Annotated in this window: 27 protein-coding genes; 1 reads left to right on the forward strand and 26 read right to left on the reverse strand. The window is 67.3% G+C overall.

What is annotated here, in order from left to right:
* Nucleotides 1-72: 72 nt before the first annotated feature.
* Complete coding sequence (infA, locus tag HF576_RS10860; protein WP_028496510.1) at nucleotides 73-294, reverse strand: translation initiation factor IF-1; 222 nt, start codon at nucleotides 292-294, stop codon at nucleotides 73-75.
* 394 nt (nucleotides 295-688) lie between these two features.
* Here infA and HF576_RS10865 point away from each other — a divergent pair, with 394 nt between their 5' ends.
* Nucleotides 689-1,741: a hypothetical protein gene (locus tag HF576_RS10865; RefSeq protein WP_168912855.1), complete on the forward strand. Its 1,053-nt coding sequence runs from the start codon at nucleotides 689-691 to the stop codon at nucleotides 1,739-1,741.
* Nucleotides 1,742-2,043: 302 nt separating this feature from the next.
* Here HF576_RS10865 and HF576_RS10870 read toward each other — a convergent pair whose 3' ends face one another.
* From HF576_RS10870 to HF576_RS10990, 25 genes are all read right to left on the reverse strand, one after another.
* On the reverse strand, nucleotides 2,044-2,742 hold the full coding sequence (locus HF576_RS10870; RefSeq protein ID WP_168912856.1) for a DsbA family protein: 699 nt from the start codon (nucleotides 2,740-2,742) through the stop codon (nucleotides 2,044-2,046).
* A gap of 22 nt (nucleotides 2,743-2,764) precedes the next feature.
* Nucleotides 2,765-3,607 (reverse strand): type I methionyl aminopeptidase, encoded by an 843-nt coding sequence (map, locus tag HF576_RS10875; protein WP_168912857.1) that lies wholly within the window; start codon nucleotides 3,605-3,607, stop codon nucleotides 2,765-2,767.
* Nucleotides 3,608-3,609: 2 nt separating this feature from the next.
* Entirely contained in the window at nucleotides 3,610-4,203 is a 594-nt protein-coding gene (locus HF576_RS10880) for an adenylate kinase (protein ID WP_168912858.1), read from the reverse strand.
* Nucleotides 4,200-5,525 (reverse strand): preprotein translocase subunit SecY, encoded by a 1,326-nt coding sequence (gene secY / locus HF576_RS10885; RefSeq protein ID WP_168912859.1) that lies wholly within the window; start codon nucleotides 5,523-5,525, stop codon nucleotides 4,200-4,202. The genes HF576_RS10880 and secY overlap by 4 nt, the downstream gene beginning before the upstream one ends.
* Before the next feature lie 102 nt (nucleotides 5,526-5,627).
* On the reverse strand, nucleotides 5,628-6,272 hold the full coding sequence (gene rplO, locus HF576_RS10890; RefSeq protein ID WP_168912860.1) for a 50S ribosomal protein L15: 645 nt from the start codon (nucleotides 6,270-6,272) through the stop codon (nucleotides 5,628-5,630).
* A complete protein-coding gene (gene rpmD / locus HF576_RS10895; protein ID WP_018171461.1) occupies nucleotides 6,272-6,457 on the reverse strand; it encodes a 50S ribosomal protein L30 in 186 nt (61 codons plus the stop codon). The genes rplO and rpmD overlap by 1 nt, the downstream gene beginning before the upstream one ends.
* Complete coding sequence (gene rpsE / locus HF576_RS10900; RefSeq protein ID WP_168912861.1) at nucleotides 6,457-7,164, reverse strand: 30S ribosomal protein S5; 708 nt, start codon at nucleotides 7,162-7,164, stop codon at nucleotides 6,457-6,459. The genes rpmD and rpsE overlap by 1 nt, the downstream gene beginning before the upstream one ends.
* A complete protein-coding gene (gene rplR / locus HF576_RS10905) occupies nucleotides 7,161-7,520 on the reverse strand; it encodes a 50S ribosomal protein L18 (RefSeq protein WP_168912862.1) in 360 nt (119 codons plus the stop codon). Before rplR ends, rpsE begins: the two co-directional genes overlap by 4 nt.
* Before the next feature lie 2 nt (nucleotides 7,521-7,522).
* Nucleotides 7,523-8,059: a 50S ribosomal protein L6 gene (gene rplF / locus HF576_RS10910; protein WP_168912863.1), complete on the reverse strand. Its 537-nt coding sequence runs from the start codon at nucleotides 8,057-8,059 to the stop codon at nucleotides 7,523-7,525.
* Nucleotides 8,060-8,065: 6 nt separating this feature from the next.
* The gene (rpsH, locus tag HF576_RS10915; protein WP_168912864.1) at nucleotides 8,066-8,464 is read right to left on the reverse strand and encodes a 30S ribosomal protein S8; all 399 of its coding nucleotides are present in this window, start codon (nucleotides 8,462-8,464) and stop codon (nucleotides 8,066-8,068) included.
* Nucleotides 8,465-8,593: 129 nt separating this feature from the next.
* Nucleotides 8,594-9,181: a 50S ribosomal protein L5 gene (gene rplE, locus HF576_RS10920; protein WP_168912865.1), complete on the reverse strand. Its 588-nt coding sequence runs from the start codon at nucleotides 9,179-9,181 to the stop codon at nucleotides 8,594-8,596.
* A gap of 2 nt (nucleotides 9,182-9,183) precedes the next feature.
* Nucleotides 9,184-9,543, reverse strand: coding sequence for a 50S ribosomal protein L24 (rplX, locus tag HF576_RS10925; protein ID WP_168912866.1), 360 nt, complete (start codon nucleotides 9,541-9,543; stop codon nucleotides 9,184-9,186).
* Nucleotides 9,544-9,545: 2 nt separating this feature from the next.
* Entirely contained in the window at nucleotides 9,546-9,914 is a 369-nt protein-coding gene (gene rplN, locus HF576_RS10930) for a 50S ribosomal protein L14 (protein ID WP_168912867.1), read from the reverse strand.
* A gap of 3 nt (nucleotides 9,915-9,917) precedes the next feature.
* Nucleotides 9,918-10,262 (reverse strand): 30S ribosomal protein S17, encoded by a 345-nt coding sequence (gene rpsQ, locus HF576_RS20605; RefSeq protein ID WP_168912868.1) that lies wholly within the window; start codon nucleotides 10,260-10,262, stop codon nucleotides 9,918-9,920.
* A complete protein-coding gene (gene rpmC / locus HF576_RS10940) occupies nucleotides 10,262-10,576 on the reverse strand; it encodes a 50S ribosomal protein L29 (RefSeq protein WP_019181721.1) in 315 nt (104 codons plus the stop codon). The genes rpsQ and rpmC overlap by 1 nt, the downstream gene beginning before the upstream one ends.
* Entirely contained in the window at nucleotides 10,576-10,995 is a 420-nt protein-coding gene (rplP, locus tag HF576_RS10945) for a 50S ribosomal protein L16 (protein WP_018171451.1), read from the reverse strand. Before rplP ends, rpmC begins: the two co-directional genes overlap by 1 nt.
* Nucleotides 10,995-11,750 carry a 30S ribosomal protein S3 gene (rpsC, locus tag HF576_RS10950; RefSeq protein ID WP_168912869.1) on the reverse strand — a complete coding sequence of 252 codons (756 nt, stop codon included), beginning with the start codon at nucleotides 11,748-11,750 and terminating at the stop codon, nucleotides 10,995-10,997. The genes rplP and rpsC overlap by 1 nt, the downstream gene beginning before the upstream one ends.
* Complete coding sequence (gene rplV / locus HF576_RS10955; protein WP_168912870.1) at nucleotides 11,750-12,148, reverse strand: 50S ribosomal protein L22; 399 nt, start codon at nucleotides 12,146-12,148, stop codon at nucleotides 11,750-11,752. Before rplV ends, rpsC begins: the two co-directional genes overlap by 1 nt.
* Before the next feature lie 22 nt (nucleotides 12,149-12,170).
* A complete protein-coding gene (gene rpsS / locus HF576_RS10960) occupies nucleotides 12,171-12,452 on the reverse strand; it encodes a 30S ribosomal protein S19 (protein ID WP_168912871.1) in 282 nt (93 codons plus the stop codon).
* 12 nt (nucleotides 12,453-12,464) lie between these two features.
* On the reverse strand, nucleotides 12,465-13,304 hold the full coding sequence (gene rplB, locus HF576_RS10965) for a 50S ribosomal protein L2 (protein WP_168912872.1): 840 nt from the start codon (nucleotides 13,302-13,304) through the stop codon (nucleotides 12,465-12,467).
* A 24-nt stretch (nucleotides 13,305-13,328) separates the two neighbouring features.
* Complete coding sequence (gene rplW / locus HF576_RS10970; protein ID WP_168912873.1) at nucleotides 13,329-13,634, reverse strand: 50S ribosomal protein L23; 306 nt, start codon at nucleotides 13,632-13,634, stop codon at nucleotides 13,329-13,331.
* Nucleotides 13,631-14,293 carry a 50S ribosomal protein L4 gene (rplD, locus tag HF576_RS10975; RefSeq protein ID WP_168912874.1) on the reverse strand — a complete coding sequence of 221 codons (663 nt, stop codon included), beginning with the start codon at nucleotides 14,291-14,293 and terminating at the stop codon, nucleotides 13,631-13,633. The genes rplW and rplD overlap by 4 nt, the downstream gene beginning before the upstream one ends.
* Nucleotides 14,294-14,297: 4 nt before the next feature.
* A complete protein-coding gene (rplC, locus tag HF576_RS10980) occupies nucleotides 14,298-14,957 on the reverse strand; it encodes a 50S ribosomal protein L3 (RefSeq protein ID WP_168912875.1) in 660 nt (219 codons plus the stop codon).
* Nucleotides 14,958-14,965: 8 nt separating this feature from the next.
* Nucleotides 14,966-15,274 (reverse strand): 30S ribosomal protein S10, encoded by a 309-nt coding sequence (rpsJ, locus tag HF576_RS10985; protein ID WP_106816553.1) that lies wholly within the window; start codon nucleotides 15,272-15,274, stop codon nucleotides 14,966-14,968.
* A gap of 481 nt (nucleotides 15,275-15,755) precedes the next feature.
* Nucleotides 15,756-17,219 carry a hypothetical protein gene (locus HF576_RS10990; RefSeq protein WP_168912876.1) on the reverse strand — a complete coding sequence of 488 codons (1,464 nt, stop codon included), beginning with the start codon at nucleotides 17,217-17,219 and terminating at the stop codon, nucleotides 15,756-15,758.
* Nucleotides 17,220-17,578: the final 359 nt, after the last annotated feature.

A 17,578-nucleotide genomic window follows, 5' to 3' on the forward strand; every position in this document is an offset into this window, starting at 1 on the left:
TCCTGTTTCGCTGTCTTCGCCGGGCAGGCTTCACCCTGTCGGGCACGCCTGGGGCGTTACTTCTCGACCGGTCTAGCGGTAGCGGTAGACGATGCGGCCGCGGGTGAGGTCGTAGGGGCTGAGCTCCACGACCACGCGGTCCTCCGGGATGATGCGGATGTAGTTCTGCCGCATCTTGCCTGAGATCGTGGCGAGCACCTTGTGTCCGTTGGTGAGCTCGACGCGGAACATCGCGTTGGGCAACGCCTCGGAGATCACGCCTTCGATCTCGATGACACCGTCTTTCTTCGCCATATACTCGCTTACGCTTCTGCAGACCGGCCGGTCTGCGGTGGATGGGGATTCGGTGCGGCGACACGCCAATATAGGCGCAACGCACCAAAGATCAATCATACGTGATAACGGATGCCTCGGCAAACCGGCCCGGCCGCGGCATCCGTTCGAGCTCTTTCCCGCGGTGCTGCGACCGGGTGCGGCGTTGAGAGACCCCGTACCGGTTGAGAAACCGCATAGAGGTTGAGAAAGCCTCCGCGGCGTGATGTCTCAACGTACGCGTGGTTTCTCAACGTCAAGGGCGGGCGGGAGACTGCGCACGTCCGCTCCTCCCCAGCAGGGGCGACGGTCCGTGGGATCCACAGATCGAGCGGCGGTCGGGGACGATGGGATGCCGGGCGCCGAGCATGAGGGAATGACCGCCGTCAGCAGCACCGCGACCACCGCCGGCTCAGCGATGGTGCAGCCGTCGCCGGTCGAGCTGTACGCCGTTCGAGAGACCGCGTTCGGCGCCCCGAGCTTGCGGGATCGGCAGCGGTACGTGCGTGTCCGCGCGGGCGTGTACGCGCCACGCGCCGCGTGGGAGGGGCTCGCGCCATGGGAGAGATACCTCGCACGTGTGCACGCATACGCGCTCGTATCCCCCGGCGCCGTCTTCGCCTACGAATCCGCGGCTGCTCTCCGCGGCATGCCGTTGTTCGGCGAAGCTCGCGACATCCACGTCTTCGCTTCCGAGCGCACGTCCTCGCGCCGGTTCGGTGACGTGTGCGTTCACACGGGTGTCGACGGACGGGTGGTCGAGCGGCTGCAGGGATTCGCACTCACGTCAGCGGCGGACACGGCGATCGATCTGATGCGCGTGCTGCCGCCCGCCTTCGGGCTCGCGGTCGGCGATGCCACCATCTCTCGCGCACAAGACGGTGGCGTCACCACCGAGATGCTCCTGACCCTCGCGGAAAGTCAGGAGTACCGACGCGGACGAGGCCGTCTCGCATTGCTCCTCCCCCTGCTCCACCCGGGCGCCGAGTCCCCCGGTGAGTCCGTCAGCAGGGCAGTGATCCTGTGGTCAGGGTTCGAACCGCCCGAGTTGCAGGTCGTCTTCCGAATGGACGGCTTCAGCGATCGCGCGGACTTCGCGTGGACGAGCGTGCGTGCGATCGGCGAATCCGACGGCTTCGGGAAGTACGTCGGCGAGACCCGCGAGGAGACGATACGCAGGGTGCGGGAGGAGAAGCGGCGCGAGAGTCGCCTGCGTCGCCAGTGCAGCGCATTCGACCGCTGGGAGATGAACGACGCGATGCGGGTGACGCCGCTCGTCGACAGGCTCGACGCCATGCGGATCCCGCGGATCGCACGCCCTCGCACCGGCCTCCTGATCATGACGAACAGCCGGTCCTTCGCCGCCGCCCGTGCTGTCCCCACTCCCGCGCACCCCGGCTCCGACTCGAGGTCGAGAAACCACGTCTAGGTTGAAACACCCCACGCCGGGCGCCTTCTCAACCTACGCATGGTTTCTCAACCTCCGAGTGGTTCCTCGACCACGGAGGGAGACGGATGCCACGACCGACAGCATCCCACCACCCACCACGCGGCCGGACCCGCTGCCACGCTCCCGGCCCCGACTCGAAGTTGAGAAACCACGTCTAGGTTGAAGCACCCCGCGCCGGGCGCCTTCTCAACCTAGGCATGGTTTCTCAACCTCCACGTGGGCACCAGCGACGGCGAGGGGCGAGGAGGGAAGGGAGGAGAGAGGGAGGAGCGCCGCCGGGGTTACTCGAAGAGCGTGGCGAGCTGCCCGGGCTCGGGAAGCTGGCTGTTCGAGATGACCTCGCCGTTCACCGCGACGGTGGGCGTGCCGATGCCCTGCGAACCGGGCTGGATGGGCGTCTGGGGCGTCATCTCGGTGACGTAGCCGGCGAACTTCCCGTCGTTCACGCACGAGTCGATGCCGGTCACGCCGACGCCCGACGCGATCTCGAGGATCTCGTTGTTCGTCAGGCCGCTCGAGCCCTCGGCGGGCTGATTGGCGAACATCGCCTGCAGGAACGGCAGCGACGCGTCGGGGTCCGCCTCGGCGACGCAGTACGCGGCGTTCGCGGCACGCGTGGAGAACTGCGTGCCACGCGACTGGTCGTCGAGGATCGAGATCGGGTGGATGCCGAGCGTGATGCTGCCGTCATCGACCATGCTCTCGATCTCGGCGCCGTACACCTGCTCGAACTGGTTGCAGATGGGGCACATGAAGTCGACGAACGTGTCGAGGCGGTTCTCGCCGTCGCCGACGAGGATCGCGCCGGTCTCGACCTCGATGCCCGCCGAGGTGGGCGGGTTGACGTCGGTCGGCACCGGCTTGGGCGCGGACGCGTTGTTCAGGGTCACCACGAGCACCGCGACGAGCACGAGCGCCACGACGACCGCCGCGCTCACCCAGATCGCGAACCAGTTGACCTTGCGTGCACCCTGTGCCATCTCGACTCCTTGAAACCTGTGATTACGCGAACTCGCGGGGCGTCACGCCGAACGGCGCCAGGCCCGCGGCTCCCCCGTCGGGTGCCGTCAGCACCCAGATGCCGTCATCGTGCACCGCGACACTGTGCTCCCAGTGGGAGCCGGCCGTGCCGTCGATGGTCGAAACCGTCCAGCCGTCGTCCTCGACGAACGTCGCCTGGTCGCCGATGACGACCATCGGCTCGATCGCGAGCGCGAGGCCGGGCCGCACCTCGGGGCCAAGATCGGGCACGCGGTAATTGAAGACCGACGGCGACTCGTGCATCTTGCGGCCGATGCCGTGACCCACGTACTCCCGCAGGATCCCGTAGGGACCGGCATCGGGCGAGTTCGCCTCGATGTACTCCTGGATGGCAGCGCCCACCTCGGCGAGGTGCTTCGCGGTCGCGAGCGCGGCGATGCCGGCCCACAGCGAACCCTCGGTGACGTCCGACAGGCGCTGCCGCTCGGCGACGAGCTCCGGGCGTGCAGCATCCGGAACGACGAACGTGAACGCGGAATCCCCGTTCCAGCCCTTGTACTCGGCGCCCGCGTCGATCGACACGATGTCACCGGGCTCGAGCACGCGGTCGCCGGGGATGCCGTGCACGACCTCCTCGTTCACCGAGGCGCAGATCGTGTGGCGATACCCGCGCACCATCTGGAAGTTCGACTTCGCCCCCCGGGCGACGATGACGTCGGATGCCGCGGCATCCAGTTCCGCGGTGGTGACCCCGGGTGCGATCAGGCCGCGCACCGCATCGAGGGCGGCCGCGGTGATGAGCCCGGGCTCCACCATCGCCCGCAGCTGGGCGGGCGTCTTGTAGATCGAGCGACGCAGCGACACGGCTACGCGGCCGCGGAGCGGGCGAGCCCGCGCGCCTCGAGCGCCGCGATGATGCGGCCGGTGATCTCGTCGAGCGAGCCGACGCCGTCGATCCGGTCGACGATGCCGCGCGTGCGGTACACCTCGAGGATCGGCGCGGTCTCACGCTCGTAGATCGCCAGGCGGTTCGCGATGCCCTCTTCGGTGTCGTCGCTGCGGCCCTGCTCGGCAGCGCGCTGCGACAGGCGGGCGATGCTCTCCTCGCGGGGGACGTCGAGCTCGATCACCGCGTCGAGCGCCTCGTCGCGGCCCTCGAGGAAGTCGTCGAGGCTTGCGACCTGTGCGACGTTGCGGGGGTAGCCGTCGAGCAGGAACCCGCCCGCGGCATCCGCCTGCGCGAGACGGTCGCGCACGACCGCACTGGTCAGCTCGTCGGGCACCAGGTCACCCGATTCGATGATCGCCTTGACCTGCTGGCCGAGCGGGGAGCCGGCCGTGACCGCGGCGCGGAAGACGTCGCCGGTCGAGACGGCCGGGATGCCGAAGGCCTCGGCGATGCGCACGCCCTGCGTGCCCTTGCCCGAACCCTGCGGGCCGACGATGAGAAGCCGCGTCATCGGAGAAGCCCTTCGTAGTGGCGCTGCTGGAGCTGGGCGTCGATCTGCTTCACCGTCTCGAGCCCGACACCCACGATGATCAGGATCGAGGCGCCGCCGAACGGGAAGTTCTGGTTGGCGCCGACCGTCGCGAGGGCGATGAGCGGGATGAGGGCGATGAGACCCAGGTACAGCGAGCCGGGCAGCGTGATGCGCGTGAGCACGTAGTCGAGGTACTCGGCGGTGGGACGACCGGCACGGATGCCGGGGATGAACCCGCCGTACTTCTTCATGTTGTCGGCGACCTCGACCGGGTTGAACGTGATCGCGACGTAGAAGTACGTGAACCCGACGATGAGGAGGAAGTAGACCGCCATGTAGATCGGGTGGTCACCGTTGGTGAAGTACGTCTGGATCCACTGCACCCAGCCGGGGATCGAGTTGTCGGCGCCGGGCTGCATGTTGAACTGCGCGATGAGCGCCGGGATGTAGAGCAGCGACGACGCGAAGATGACGGGCACGACGCCGGCCATGTTGACCTTGATCGGGATGTACGTGTTCGTGCCGCCGTAAGTGCGACGGCCGACCATGCGCTTCGCGTACTGCACCGGGATGCGCCGCTGCGACTGTTCGACGAACACCACCAGCGCGACGACGACGATGCCGACCGCGAGCACGAGGAGGAAGACCTCGAAGCCGCGCGAAGCCCAGATCGCGCCCATGGCGGTCGGGAACGTGGCGGCGATCGAGGTGAAGATGAGGAGCGACATGCCGTTGCCGATGCCGCGCTCGGTGACGAGCTCGGCGAACCACATGATGAGGCCGGTGCCGGCGGTCATCGTGATGATCATGAGCAGCTGCGCCCACCACACGTCGTTGGTGAGCAGCTGCTCGCACTCGGGAACTCCGGTGGTCCCGAAGAGCTGACCGCTGCGGGCCACGGTGACGAGGGTCGTCGACTGGAGGAGCGCGAGGGCGATCGTGAGGTAACGCGTGTACTGCGTCAGTCGCGCCTGGCCCGCCTGTCCCTCCTTGTAGAGGCTCTCGAAGTGAGGGATGACCACGCGCAGCAGCTGCACGATGATCGTCGCGGTGATGTACGGCATGACGCCGAGCGCGAAGATCGACAGCTGCAGCAGCGCACCGCCCGAGAAGAGGTTGACCAGCGACAGCAGGCCCTCGGTGCCCTGTGACTGGTCGAGACACGACTGCACATTCGGGAAGTCGACGAACGGCGCGGGAATGTGGGCGCCGAGACGGTACAGGGCGATGATCGCCAGAGTGAATGCGATCTTCCGCCGAAGGTCGGGAGTGCGGAAGACCCGCGCGATGGCGCTGAACAAGAGGACTCCTCCAGAGGGGATGCCGGCACGCACGGCGACGTGCCGACGTCCAGGGTAACCCAGTGGGGGCCGGAGCAAGCTCCGACCCCCACTGTTGACCGCTTACTTGACGGTGCCGCCTGCGGCGACGATCTTCTGCTCGGCAGAACCCGAGACCTTGTCGACCGCCACGTTGAGCTTCACCGAGATGTCTCCGGTGCCCAGCACCTTGACCTTCTCGTTCTTGCGCACTGCACCCTTGGCGACCAGGTCGCCGACGGTGACGTCGCCACCGGCCGGGTACAGCTCCGCGAGCTTGTCCAGGTTCACGACCTGGTACTCGACGCGGAACGGGTTCTTGAATCCGCGCAGCTTCGGGGTGCGCATGTGCAGAGGCATCTGCCCACCCTCGAAGCCGACCTTGACCTGGTAGCGGGCCTTCGTGCCCTTGGTGCCACGGCCGGCGGTCTTGCCCTTCGAGCCCTCACCGCGACCCACGCGGGTCTTGGGGGTGTTCGAGCCGGGGACCGGACGGAGGTGGTGAACCTTCAGCACGCCGGGGCGCGACGCCGGAGCGTCGGCCTTCGGAGCCGCCTTCTTGGCCGGAGCCTTCTTGGCGGCGGGCGCCTTCTCAGCCTTGTCGGCAGCCGGCTTGGCGGCGGCCTTCTCGGCGGCCGGCTTTGCCGCAGCCTTCTTCGCGGGAGCCTTCTTGGCAGGAGCCTTCGCCTCTGCCTCGACGGCCTCGTTCTTCTCGGCCTTCTCAGCCATCAGTCGATCTCCTCAACCTTCACGAGGTGAGCAACGGTCCGCACGTAACCGCGCGTCTGCGCGTCGTCGGGACGGACGACCGAGTCGCCGATCCGCTTCAGACCGAGCGAACGCAGCGTGTCGCGCTGGTTCTGCTTCTCACTCACCTTGGACTTGACCTGCGTGACCTTCAGACGCGCAGCCATCAGACACCTGCCTTCGCAGCGGCCGCGGCCTCAGCCTCGGCACGGACGAGACGGGCGGGGGCGACCTGGTCGAACTCGAGTCCGCGACGCGCGGCGACCGCACGGGGCTCCTCGAGCTGCTTCAGGGCCTCCACCGTCGCGTGGACGATGTTGATCGTGTTCGACGAGCCGAGCGACTTCGACAGCACGTCGTGGATACCGGCGCACTCGAGGACGGCACGCACCGGGCCACCGGCGATGACACCGGTACCGGCAGCGGCCGGGCGCAGCAGCACCACACCGGCAGCAGCCTCACCCTGCACCGGGTGCGGGATGGTCGAGCCGACGCGGGGCACGCGGAAGAAGTTCCGCTTGGCCTCTTCGACACCCTTCGAGATCGCCAGGGGCACCTCGCGGGCCTTGCCGTAGCCGACGCCGACCACACCGTTGCCGTCGCCGACGACGACGAGCGCGGTGAAGCTGAAGCGACGACCACCCTTGACGACCTTCGACACGCGGTTGATGGTGACGACGCGCTCGAGGAACTGGCTCTCGTTGCGGTCGCGACCCCCGCGCTCACGGTTGGGGTTGCGCTCGCGACCGCCGCGACGCGGCTCGCGCTCGCGCTCGGCGGGCGCCGTCGCGGCGGCGGCCTCTGCGGTGGCGGCCTCGGCCGGAGCCTCGGCAGCAGCCTGCTCGGTCACGATGTTCTCCTTGTTGTCACTCACAGGTTCAGACCTCCCTCGCGGGCGCCTTCGGCGATCGCGGCGACACGACCCGCGTAGCGGTTGCCACCACGGTCGAACACGACAGCCGACACACCGGCGGCCTTCGCGCGCTCGGCGAGAAGCTCGCCGACCTTGCGGGCCTTGGCGGTCTTGTCGTCTTCGGACACGCGCAGGTCGGTCTCGAGCGTCGACGCCGAGGCCAGCGTGTGGCCCTTGCTGTCGTCGACGATCTGGACGAACACGTGGCGTGCCGAACGGGTGACGACCATGCGCGGACGCTCGGTCGTGCCGACCACCTTCTTGCGAAGGCGGGCGTGACGACGCGCGCGGGCGTCGGTCTTCGTCTTAACAGCCATGGTTACTTACCACTCTTTCCGGCCTTGCGCCGGACGACTTCGCCGGCGTAGCGCACACCCTTGCCCTTGTACGGCTCGGGCTTGCGGATCTTGCGGATGTTCGCAGCCGCCTCGCCGACGGCCTGCTTGTCGATGCCGCTCACGGTGAGCTTGTTGTTGCCCTCGACCGTGAAGGTGATCCCGGCGGGCGGCTCGACCAGGACGGGGTGCGAGAAGCCGAGGGCGAACTCGACCGAGCTGCCCTTCTGCGCCACGCGGTAACCCGTGCCGACGACCTCGAGGCCCTTGGTGTAGCCCTGGGTGACACCGATGATGTTGTTGTTGATGAGCGTGCGGGTCAGGCCGTGGAGCGAACGCGACTCGCGCTCGTCGTCGGGACGGGTCACGATGACCTGGCCCTCTTCGACCTTGACTTCGAGGGGACGGGCCACGGTGAGCGCGAGCTCGCCCTTGGGGCCCTTGACGGCGACATCCTGGCCTTCGACCGTGACGGTCACGCCGGCGGGGATGTCGATCGGAAGACGACCGATTCGCGACATGTCAGATCACCACACGTAGGCGAGGACTTCCCCACCCACGCCCTTCTGCTCGGCCTGACGGTCCGTGAGGAGACCGGAGGAGGTGGACAGGATGGCGACGCCGAGGCCACCGAGCACGCGGGGGATCTCGGTCGACTTCGCGTAGACGCGGAGGCCGGGCTTCGAGACGCGCTTGATGCCGGCGATCGACCGCTCGCGGTTCGGGCCGTACTTGAGCGTCAGGGTGAGGGTCTGGCCGACGCGGGCGTCACTGACGTCCCACGCGGCGATGTAGCCCTCCTGCTTGAGGATGTCGGCGATGTGGGTCTTGAGCTTGGAGCTCGGCAGCGACACGGAGTCGTGGTGCGCCGAGTTCGCGTTGCGCAGACGGGTCAGCATGTCTGCGACCGGGTCTGTCATTGTCATGAGTTGATTCCTTTGTTCAGGAGGTTTCGGCTGCCGTTACACGACAGACGACCTTCCATGATGACGATGTTCAGTTGTGGAGATCGGATGCCCCGGCCTGCGCGGCGCGCCGGCCGAGGCATCCGCGAATCACGCCTGGTCTTCGTTGCGGAAGGGGAAGCCGAGGTGGCGCAGCAGCGCACGGCCTTCGGCATCCGTCTTCGCCGACGTCACGACCGTGATGTCGAAGCCGCGGACGCGGTCGATCTTGTCCTGGTTGATCTCGTGGAACACGGACTGCTCCTGGAGACCGAAGGTGTAGTTGCCGTTGCCGTCGAACTGCGAGCCCGACAGGCCGCGGAAGTCGCGGATGCGGGGAAGCGCGAGGTTGACCAGACGGTCCACGAACTCCCACGCGCGGTCGCCACGGAGGGTGACGTGCGCGCCGATGGCCTGTCCCTCACGCAGCTTGAACTGCGCGATCGACTTGCGGGCTTTCGTGACGACGGGCTTCTGACCGGTGATCTTGGTGAGGTCGTCGACCGCACCATCGATCACCTTGCTGTCGCGAGCGGCCTCACCGACACCGGTGTTGACGACGACCTTGACCAGCCCGGGGATCTGCATGACGTTCGGGTATCCGAACTCCTCCTGCAGGGCCTTCTTGATCTCGGTGTTGTACTTCTGCTTCAGGCGCGGCTGGATTTTGCCAGCGGGCGCGGCAGTGGCGGTGCTCATATTCAGAGGTCCTTGCCTGACTTCTTCGCGTAGCGCACGCGGACCGTGCGCTTCACGCCGTCCTTCGTCTGCTCCTCGACGCGGTGGCCGACACGGGTCGGCTTCTTGGTCGAGGGGTCGACGACGGCGACGTTGGAGATGTGGATCGGGGCTTCCATCGTCTCGATGCCGCCCGTCTTGGTGCCGCGCTGGGACTGGCCCACACGGCTGTGCTTGGTGACGTAGTTCACGCCCTCGACGATGACGCGGTTCTGCTCGGCCAGGACCTCGAGGACCTTGCCCTGCTTGCCGCGGTCGCCGCCGCGCTCGGGCTTGGCGCCCGAGATGACCTGAACCAGGTCGCCCTTCTTGATCTTCGCCATGATCAGATGACCTCCGGGGCCAGCGAGACGATCTTCATGAACTTCTTGTCGCGAAGCTCACGGCCGACCGGTCCGAAGATGCGGGTGCCGCGGGGCTCCCCGTCGTTCTTCAGGATGACGGCGGCGTTCTCGTCGAACTTGATGTAGGACCCGTCGGGACGACGGGTCGACTTGACGGTGCGGACGACGACGGCCTTGACCACGTCGCCCTTCTTCACGTTGCCGCCGGGGATCGCGTCCTTGACCGTCGCGACGATGATGTCGCCGACGCCGGCGTAACGCCGGTTCGATCCACCGAGCACACGGATGGTGAGCAGCTCCTTGGCGCCGGTGTTGTCGGCGACCTTGAGGCGGGATTCGTTCTGAATCATTGCTTACTTCGCCTTCTCGAGGATCTCCACCAGGCGCCAGCGCTTGGTGGCGCTCAGCGGGCGGGTCTCGTTGATGAGGACGAGGTCGCCGATGCCGGCGGTGTTGCCCTCGTCGTGCGCCTTGACCTTCGAGGTGCGACGGATGACCTTGCCGTAGAGGGGGTGCTTCACGCGGTCCTCGACCTCGACGACGATCGTCTTGTCCATCTTGTCGCTGACGACATAGCCGCGGCGGGCCTTGCGGTAGCCACGGGCGTCGGCGTCGCGCACGTCGTGCGCGGACGACTCGTGGCCGGCCGCCTGCTCGACGACTGCAGCCTCGGCAGCCTTCTTCTTGGTCTCAGCCATCACTCGGCCTCTTCCTTCGTAGCCTCGTCAGCGGCATCCGCCTTCTTGGCCTTCGTCTTCTTCGCCTTGGTCGCCGTCTCCACGGGGGCGGGAGTGGCACGGATGCCGAGCTCGCGCTCACGGATGACGGTGTAGAGCCGCGCGATGTCGCGCTTGACCGCACGGATGCGGCCGTGGCTCTCGAGCTGGCCGGTGGCCGACTGGAAGCGCAGGTTGAACAGCTCTTCCTTGGCCTTGCGCAGCTCCTCGACCAGGCGCTGGTCTTCGAACGTGTCGAGCTCGCTCGGGGCGAGCGTCTTGGTGCCGATCGCCATTACGCGTCGCCCTCCTCGCGCTTGATGATGCGTGCCTTGAGAGGCAGCTTGTGGATGGCACGGGTCAGGGCCTCACGAGCGAGTTCCTCGTTGACGCCGGCGACCTCGAAGAGGACGCGACCCGGCTTGACGTTTGCAACCCACCACTCCGGCGAACCCTTACCGGAACCCATGCGGGTTTCGGCCGGCTTCTTGGTGAGCGGACGGTCGGGGTAGATGTTGATCCACACCTTGCCGCCACGCTTGATGTGACGGGTCATCGCGATACGAGCGGACTCGATCTGACGGTTCGTCACATACGCGGGCGTGAGCGCCTGGATGCCGAACTCGCCGAAGGAGACCTTCGTGCCGCCGGTGGCCTGGCCGCTGCGACCCGGGTGGTGCTGCTTGCGGTACTTGACCTTGCGGGGGATGAGCATTACGCCGACGCTCCTTCTGCCACGGGGGCCTCGTTGCGGCGGTCGCCGCGCGGACCGCGACGGTCACCGCGCTCGCGCGCCGGCTTCTGGTTCGCCTGCTCGCGCGCGAGCTCCTTGTTGGTGAGGTCGCCCTTGTAGATCCAGACCTTCACGCCGATGCGGCCGAAGGTGGTCTTCGCCTCGTAGAAGCCGTAGTCGATGTTCGCGCGCAGCGTGTGCAGGGGCACACGACCTTCGCGGTAGAACTCCGAGCGGCTCATCTCGGCGCCGCCGAGGCGGCCGGAGACCTGGATGCGGACGCCCTTGGCGCCGGCGCGCTGCGCGCCCTGCAGGCCCTTGCGCATCGCGCGGCGGAACGCCACACGTGCGGTGAGCTGCTCGGCGATGCCCTGCGCGACGAGCTGAGCGTCAGCCTCGGGGTTCTTGACCTCGAGGATGTTCAGCTGGATCTGCTTGCCGGTGAGCTTCTCGAGGTCGGCGCGGATGCGCTCGGCCTCGGCGCCGCGGCGACCGATCACGATGCCCGGGCGGGCGGTGTGGATGTCGACGCGGACGCGGTCACGCGTGCGCTCGATCTCGATGTTGCTGACGCCCGCGCGGTCGAGCGAGGTCGTCAGCAGGCGACGGATCTTGATGTCCTCGGCCACGTAGTCGGCGTAGCGCTGTCCCGGCTTCGTCGAGTCGGAGAACCAGCGGGACACGTGGTCCGTGGTGATGCCGAGGCGGAAGCCGTACGGGTTTACCTTCTGTCCCATTACTTGCTCGCCTTCTTGGTCTTGGCAGCCGGGGCCGACTCAGCGACCTCGGGCGTCGAGAGCACGACCGTGATGTGGCTCGTGCGCTTCTTGATCTGGAATGCGCGACCCTGGGCGCGGGGGCGGAAACGCTTGAGCGTCGTGCCCTCGTCCACGTACGCGTTCTTCACGTACAGGTCCTGCTCGTCCAGGAACTCGCTGTCCTTGTCGGCCTTCACGCGAGCGTTCGCGATCGCCGAGGCGACGAGCTTGTAGATCGGCTCGCTCGCACCCTGCGGCGCGAACTTGAGGATGGCCAGGGCCTCCTCGGCCTGCTTGCCCTTGATGAGCGCGACGACACGACGAGCCTTCTGAGGGGTCACGCGGATGTGTCGCACGCGTGCGATGGACTCCACCATTTCTCTCTCCTCTTGCGTCGCCTTAGCGGCGACGGCCCTTCTTGTCGTCCTTCACGTGGCCGCGGAAGGTGCGGGTGGGCGCGAATTCGCCCAGCTTGTGTCCGACCATGGTCTCGGTGACGAACACGGGGATGTGCTTGCGACCGTCGTGCACGGCGATCGTGTGACCGAGCATGGCCGGCACGATCATCGAGCGGCGCGACCAGGTCTTGATGACGTTCTTGGTACCGGCTTCGTTCTGGACGACGACCTTGCGAAGCAGGTGCTCGTCGACGAAGGGGCCCTTCTTAAGGCTACGAGGCATCTTCCTCTACTCCTACTTGCGCTTCTTGCCGGCGTTGCGACGACGGACGATGTACTTGTCACTTTCCTTGTTCGCGTGACGGGTGCGGCCTTCGGCCTGGCCCCACGGCGAAACAGGGTGACGACCACCGGAGGTCTTGCCCTCGCCACCACCGTGGGGGTGGTCGACGGGGTTCATCGCGACACCGCGGACGGTCGGGCGGATGCCCTTCCAGCGGTTGCGGCCGGCCTTGCCCCAGTTGATGTTCGACTGCTCGGCGTTGCCGACCTCGCCGACGGTCGCGCGGCAGCGCGCGTCGACGTTGCGGATCTCGCCCGACGGCAGACGCAGCTGGGCGTAGGGACCGTCCTTGGCGACGAGACGCACCGAGACACCGGCCGAACGCGCCAGCTTGGCACCGCCGCCGGGGCGGAGCTCGATCGCGTGGATCACGGTACCGGTGGGGATGTTCTTCAGCGGCAGGTTGTTGCCCGGCTTGATGTCAGCCGAGGCACCCGACTCGACGATGTCGCCCTGCTGCAGCTTGTTCGGCGCGAGGATGTAGCGCTTCTCGCCGTCGAAGTAGTGCAGGAGCGCGATGCGCGCGGTGCGGTTGGGGTCGTACTCGATGTGAGCGACCTTCGCGTTGACGCCGTCCTTGTCGTTGCGACGGAAGTCGATCACGCGGTACTGGCGCTTGTGGCCACCACCGATGTGACGCGTGGTGATGCGACCCTGGTTGTTGCGGCCACCGGTCTTGCTCAGCGGGCGGAGGAGCGACTTCTCAGGCGTCGATCGGGTGATCTCGGCGAAGTCGGCCACCGACGAGCCGCGGCGACCCGGGGTCGTGGGCTTGTACTTGCGAATAGCCATATCTCTAGTCCTCTATCCCGACCGTCAGCCGACTGCCGTGAAGATGTCGATGGTGCCCGACTTCAGGGTCACGATGGCGCGCTTGGTGTCCTTGCGCTTGCCGGTGCCGAAGCGGGTGCGACGGGCCTTGCCGACGCGGTTGATCGTGTTGACCGCGGCCACCTTGACGCCGAAGATCTTCTCGATCGCGAACTTGATCTCGGTCTTCGAGGCGCGCGGGTCCACGAGGAACGTGTACTTGCCCTCGTCGATGAGCCCGTAGCTCTTCTCCGACACGACCGGCTTCAGGATGATGTCGCGCGGGTCCTTGTTGACGGCGATGTTGCTCATGCCGAGACCTCCTCGGTGGCGCCGGTCTTCGACGCGACGAACGCGTCGTAAGCGGCCTTGGTGAAGACGATGTCGTCCGAGACGATCACGTCGTAGGCGTTCAGCTGGTCGGAGTACAGCACGTGCACGTACGCGAGGTTGCGGACGCTCAGCGTGGTGAGCTCGTCGTCGCGATCGATGACGACCAGGACGTTCTTGGTCGCGCCGAGCGCGGTCAGCACCGTCGAAGCGACCTTCGTCGAGGGGGCACCCTCGATGCCGAAGGACTCGACGACGTGCAGGCGCTCGCCACGAGCACGGTCGCTGAGCGCGCCCAGCAGGGCGGCGGCGATCATCTTCTTGGGCGTGCGCTGCGAGTAGTCGCGCGGCTTCGGGCCGTGCACGATGCCACCGCCGGTCATCTGAGGCGCGCGGATCGAGCCCTGGCGGGCGTTACCCGTGCCCTTCTGCTTGAAGGGCTTGCGGCCGGCGCCCGAGACCTCACCGCGACGCTTGGTCGAGTGGGTGCCCTGGCGAGCCGCCGCGAGCTGCGCGACGACGACCTGGTGGATGAGCGGGATGTTCGTCTTGACGTCGAACAGGGCGGCGGGCAGCTCCACGGAGCCGGCCTTCTTGCCGTCTGCCTTCACGACGTCGAGCGCGAGAGTCGAGTCAGCCATGAGTTCAGGCACCCTTCACTGCGTTGCGGACGTAGACGATGCGGCCACGAGCACCGGGGACGGCGCCCTTGACGAGCAGCAGACCCTTCTCGGCGTCGACGGCGTGCACCGTGAGGTTGAGAACGGTCACGCGCTCGCCGCCCATACGGCCGGCCATGCGCATGCCCTTGAAGACGCGGCTCGGGGTCGACGAGGCGCCGATCGAACCGGGCTTGCGGTGGTTGCGGTGCGCACCGTGCGAAGCGGAGACGCCCTTGAAGTTGTGGCGCTTCATGACACCCGCGGTGCCCTTGCCCTTGCTGGTGCCGACGACGTCGACCAGCTGTCCGGCCTCGAACGTGCCGTCCACCGTGAGCTCCTGACCGAGTGAGTAGTCAGCAGCGTCCGCGGTGCGGACCTCGGTGAGGTGACGACGCGGGGTGACGCCGGCCGCTTCGAAGTGAGCGGTCGCGGGCTTGTTCACCTTGCGGGGGTCGATCTGCCCGTACGCGATCTGCACGGCCTTGTAGCCGTCCTTCTCGGGCGTGCGAACCTGGGTGACCACGTTCGGGGCGATCTCGATGACGGTGACGGGAACGAGCTTGCCGTTCTCGTCCCAGACCTGGGTCATGCCGAGCTTGGTGCCGAGCAGGCCCTTGGAAACCTTGTTGTTGATGTCAGCCATGTCGAACCTCAGAGCTTGATCTCGATGTTCACATCGGCCGGGAGGTCGAGACGCATGAGCGAGTCGACTGCCTTGGGCGTCGGGTCGACGATGTCGATCAGACGCTTGTGGGTGCGCATCTCGAAGTGCTCGCGGCTGTCCTTGTACTTGTGGGGGGAACGGATCACGGCGATCACGTTCTTCTCCGTCGGGAGGGGCACCGGGCCCACGACCGTCGCGCCCGCACGGGTCACGGTGTCGACGATCTTGCGTGCCGACGAGTCGATGACCTCGTGGTCGTACGACTTCAGGCGAATGCGGATCTTCTGTCCCGCCATTGTCTGCTCACTCTCTTTCCGCGTCATACCTCTCGGGCATTGGACGCACGGGGCGCTTGCGCGCCGGGCACTTTCTCCTCGCGGGTGCGCGAGGAATGCTGCACCGCTGTTCTGCTGTCAATCCGGATGCCGCGCCGAAGCGCCGCTCCCGGCATCCGTTCTCCGGACCGCACGCGGAACAGTGCTCCGCGATATGGGGAAGGATTCGAGATGTGGTGGTTCTGCTGCCCGCGGCCTAGGACCCTGCGAACTCGAGGAGTTCGCCGCCTATGCACTGCCCTGGCAGTGATCCGGTGCACGCCGAAAGGGGCGCCGGAATGTGGAACCTCATTAGTCTACGTGCAGCCCGGGCGTGTCGCAAACTCGGGCGTGTCGCGGGGCGAGTATGCTCGGCGGCTTCCCAGCCTGGCACGTGCGCCGGGGAACGCCAGAGGCGGCCGCGCCCTGCGCGCGACCGCCTCCGTCTGTGATTGCGTCCCTATTAAGAGGCGACCCGGCGTCGGTACGCCACGATCGCGAGGGCCGCGAGGCCCATCAGCAGCGCAGCGCCGCCGGCGATCGGCAGGATGGGGCTCACGCCGCCACCGGTGACGGCGAGGGCCGGCGGTGCGGACGGCGTCGAAGCCGGCTCGTCGCCTCCGCCGATCGGCGGGTTGGCGCACAGCGCCGTCGCCTCGGGGTAGGTGATCGCCGTCTCGTAGTCGGGGTTCACGTGGAACTCGACCGTGACGCCTTCGCGCGTCCACGCGTAGTTGCCGTCGGTTTCGACGTACTCGCCGTCGACGAGCGCCCAGCCCGGCCACATCTTCGGCGCGCTCGCCGAGGCGCCCGGCCACAGGAGCGTGCCCGCGAGCGGCTGGTTCTCGACGACGTAGTCCTCGCCGTCGGGGTTCACGAAGGTGATCGTGACGGGCGTCTCGCTGTCGACCTCGTAGCCCTCCGGCAGCGACACCTCATAGCCGAGGTACGGCACGTCGCCCAGACAGACCGACTCGATCTCACCGGGCACGAGCGGGCACTCGGCCAGCTCCTCCTGTGTCAGATCGCGGGTCCGCGTCTCGGTCACGACCGTCGGCTCACCGATCGGGTTGCCCTGCCAGTCGACGAGGGTCGTGGTGACCTCGCGCGTCTGCTCGACGGTCGTGTCGCCGCACTCCCAGACGCCGTCCTCCCACTCGGTCGTCACAACCGTGGTGTCAGGCGGGCAGTCCTGCTGCTCCTCGTCGGTGAGCGGACGCTCGGTGACCACCGGCTCGGCGACGACGGGGGTGCCGAGCACCCACTTCTGCGCCTGCTCGTCCCACACGTAGGGCGTGGTCGTGGTGGTCGTGGTCACGGTCGCGACGTCGGTCTCGCAGTCGAAGGTCGTCTCGACCTTGTCGGACTTGAGCGGTGCGGGCTGCTCCGGCTCCTGCTCGGGCACGTCGCCCTTGCACACGATCCAGTGCGACACCTGCGCTTGCTGGCCGCCATTGTTGATCGGCGACGCGTACGCGGTGCCTGCAACCGGGTTCTCGATCACGTTGTTGAGGTTGCCCGACTTGACGACGAGCACCACCCACTGGTTGCCCCACCAGGAGTCGTCGTACTCGTTGAGGGTGACGGTCAGACCACCGTTGGTGAGCTTCCCGTGCGAGTTGTTGATGTCGTTGCCTTCGTGCTTGTAACACTTGGCATCGAACTCGGAGAACTCCTGCTCCCAGTAACTCGTCTTGTTCTGCTCCTGTCCCGCGTCCTGAATCACTCCGACCTTGCCCACCAGAGCGGGCTCTTCGGCGGAGGCCGCGGATCCGACGAGCGGAGCCACGATCAGGGATGCGGCCAGAGCCACACCCGCCAGAACAGTGAACGACTTCGATTTTTTGCGCGCGTAAGGCACAGCGTTCCTTCCCCAGTCGGCGCGCGCGAGCGCGCCGTTCACCGACGCGCCGAGGCGCGCCGTCATCCCAGCGGCACACGAGGTGCCGTCTTCCCAGCGGCGCGCGATACGCGCCGTACTCCCAGCAGTGCGCGAACGCACCGTATTTCCCATACCGACGCGCGGGGGCGCGTCGTCCCTTGCCCCAGGGGGCAGTTCCGGCCGTCTTGATGTGCGGGTGACACACGGCCAGCCCGAACGCTCTTCGGGTGAGCGCACGGACGACGGCGAACCGTCGCTCGTGCACACTATCGGCTCACGCGCGCGCACCGCTACCCGAATCACCGATTCGTTACGGATGCCGCCGGGCCGCGGCATCCGTCACCGCTCACGGGCGGCGCGCACACGCGAGCCCCTCGCCGTCGGGGGCGAAGGGCTCACGCGCC

Source organism: Microbacterium salsuginis, assembly GCF_012524205.1.
In the GTDB taxonomy this organism is placed as follows: Bacteria; Actinomycetota; Actinomycetes; order Actinomycetales; family Microbacteriaceae; genus Microbacterium; species Microbacterium salsuginis.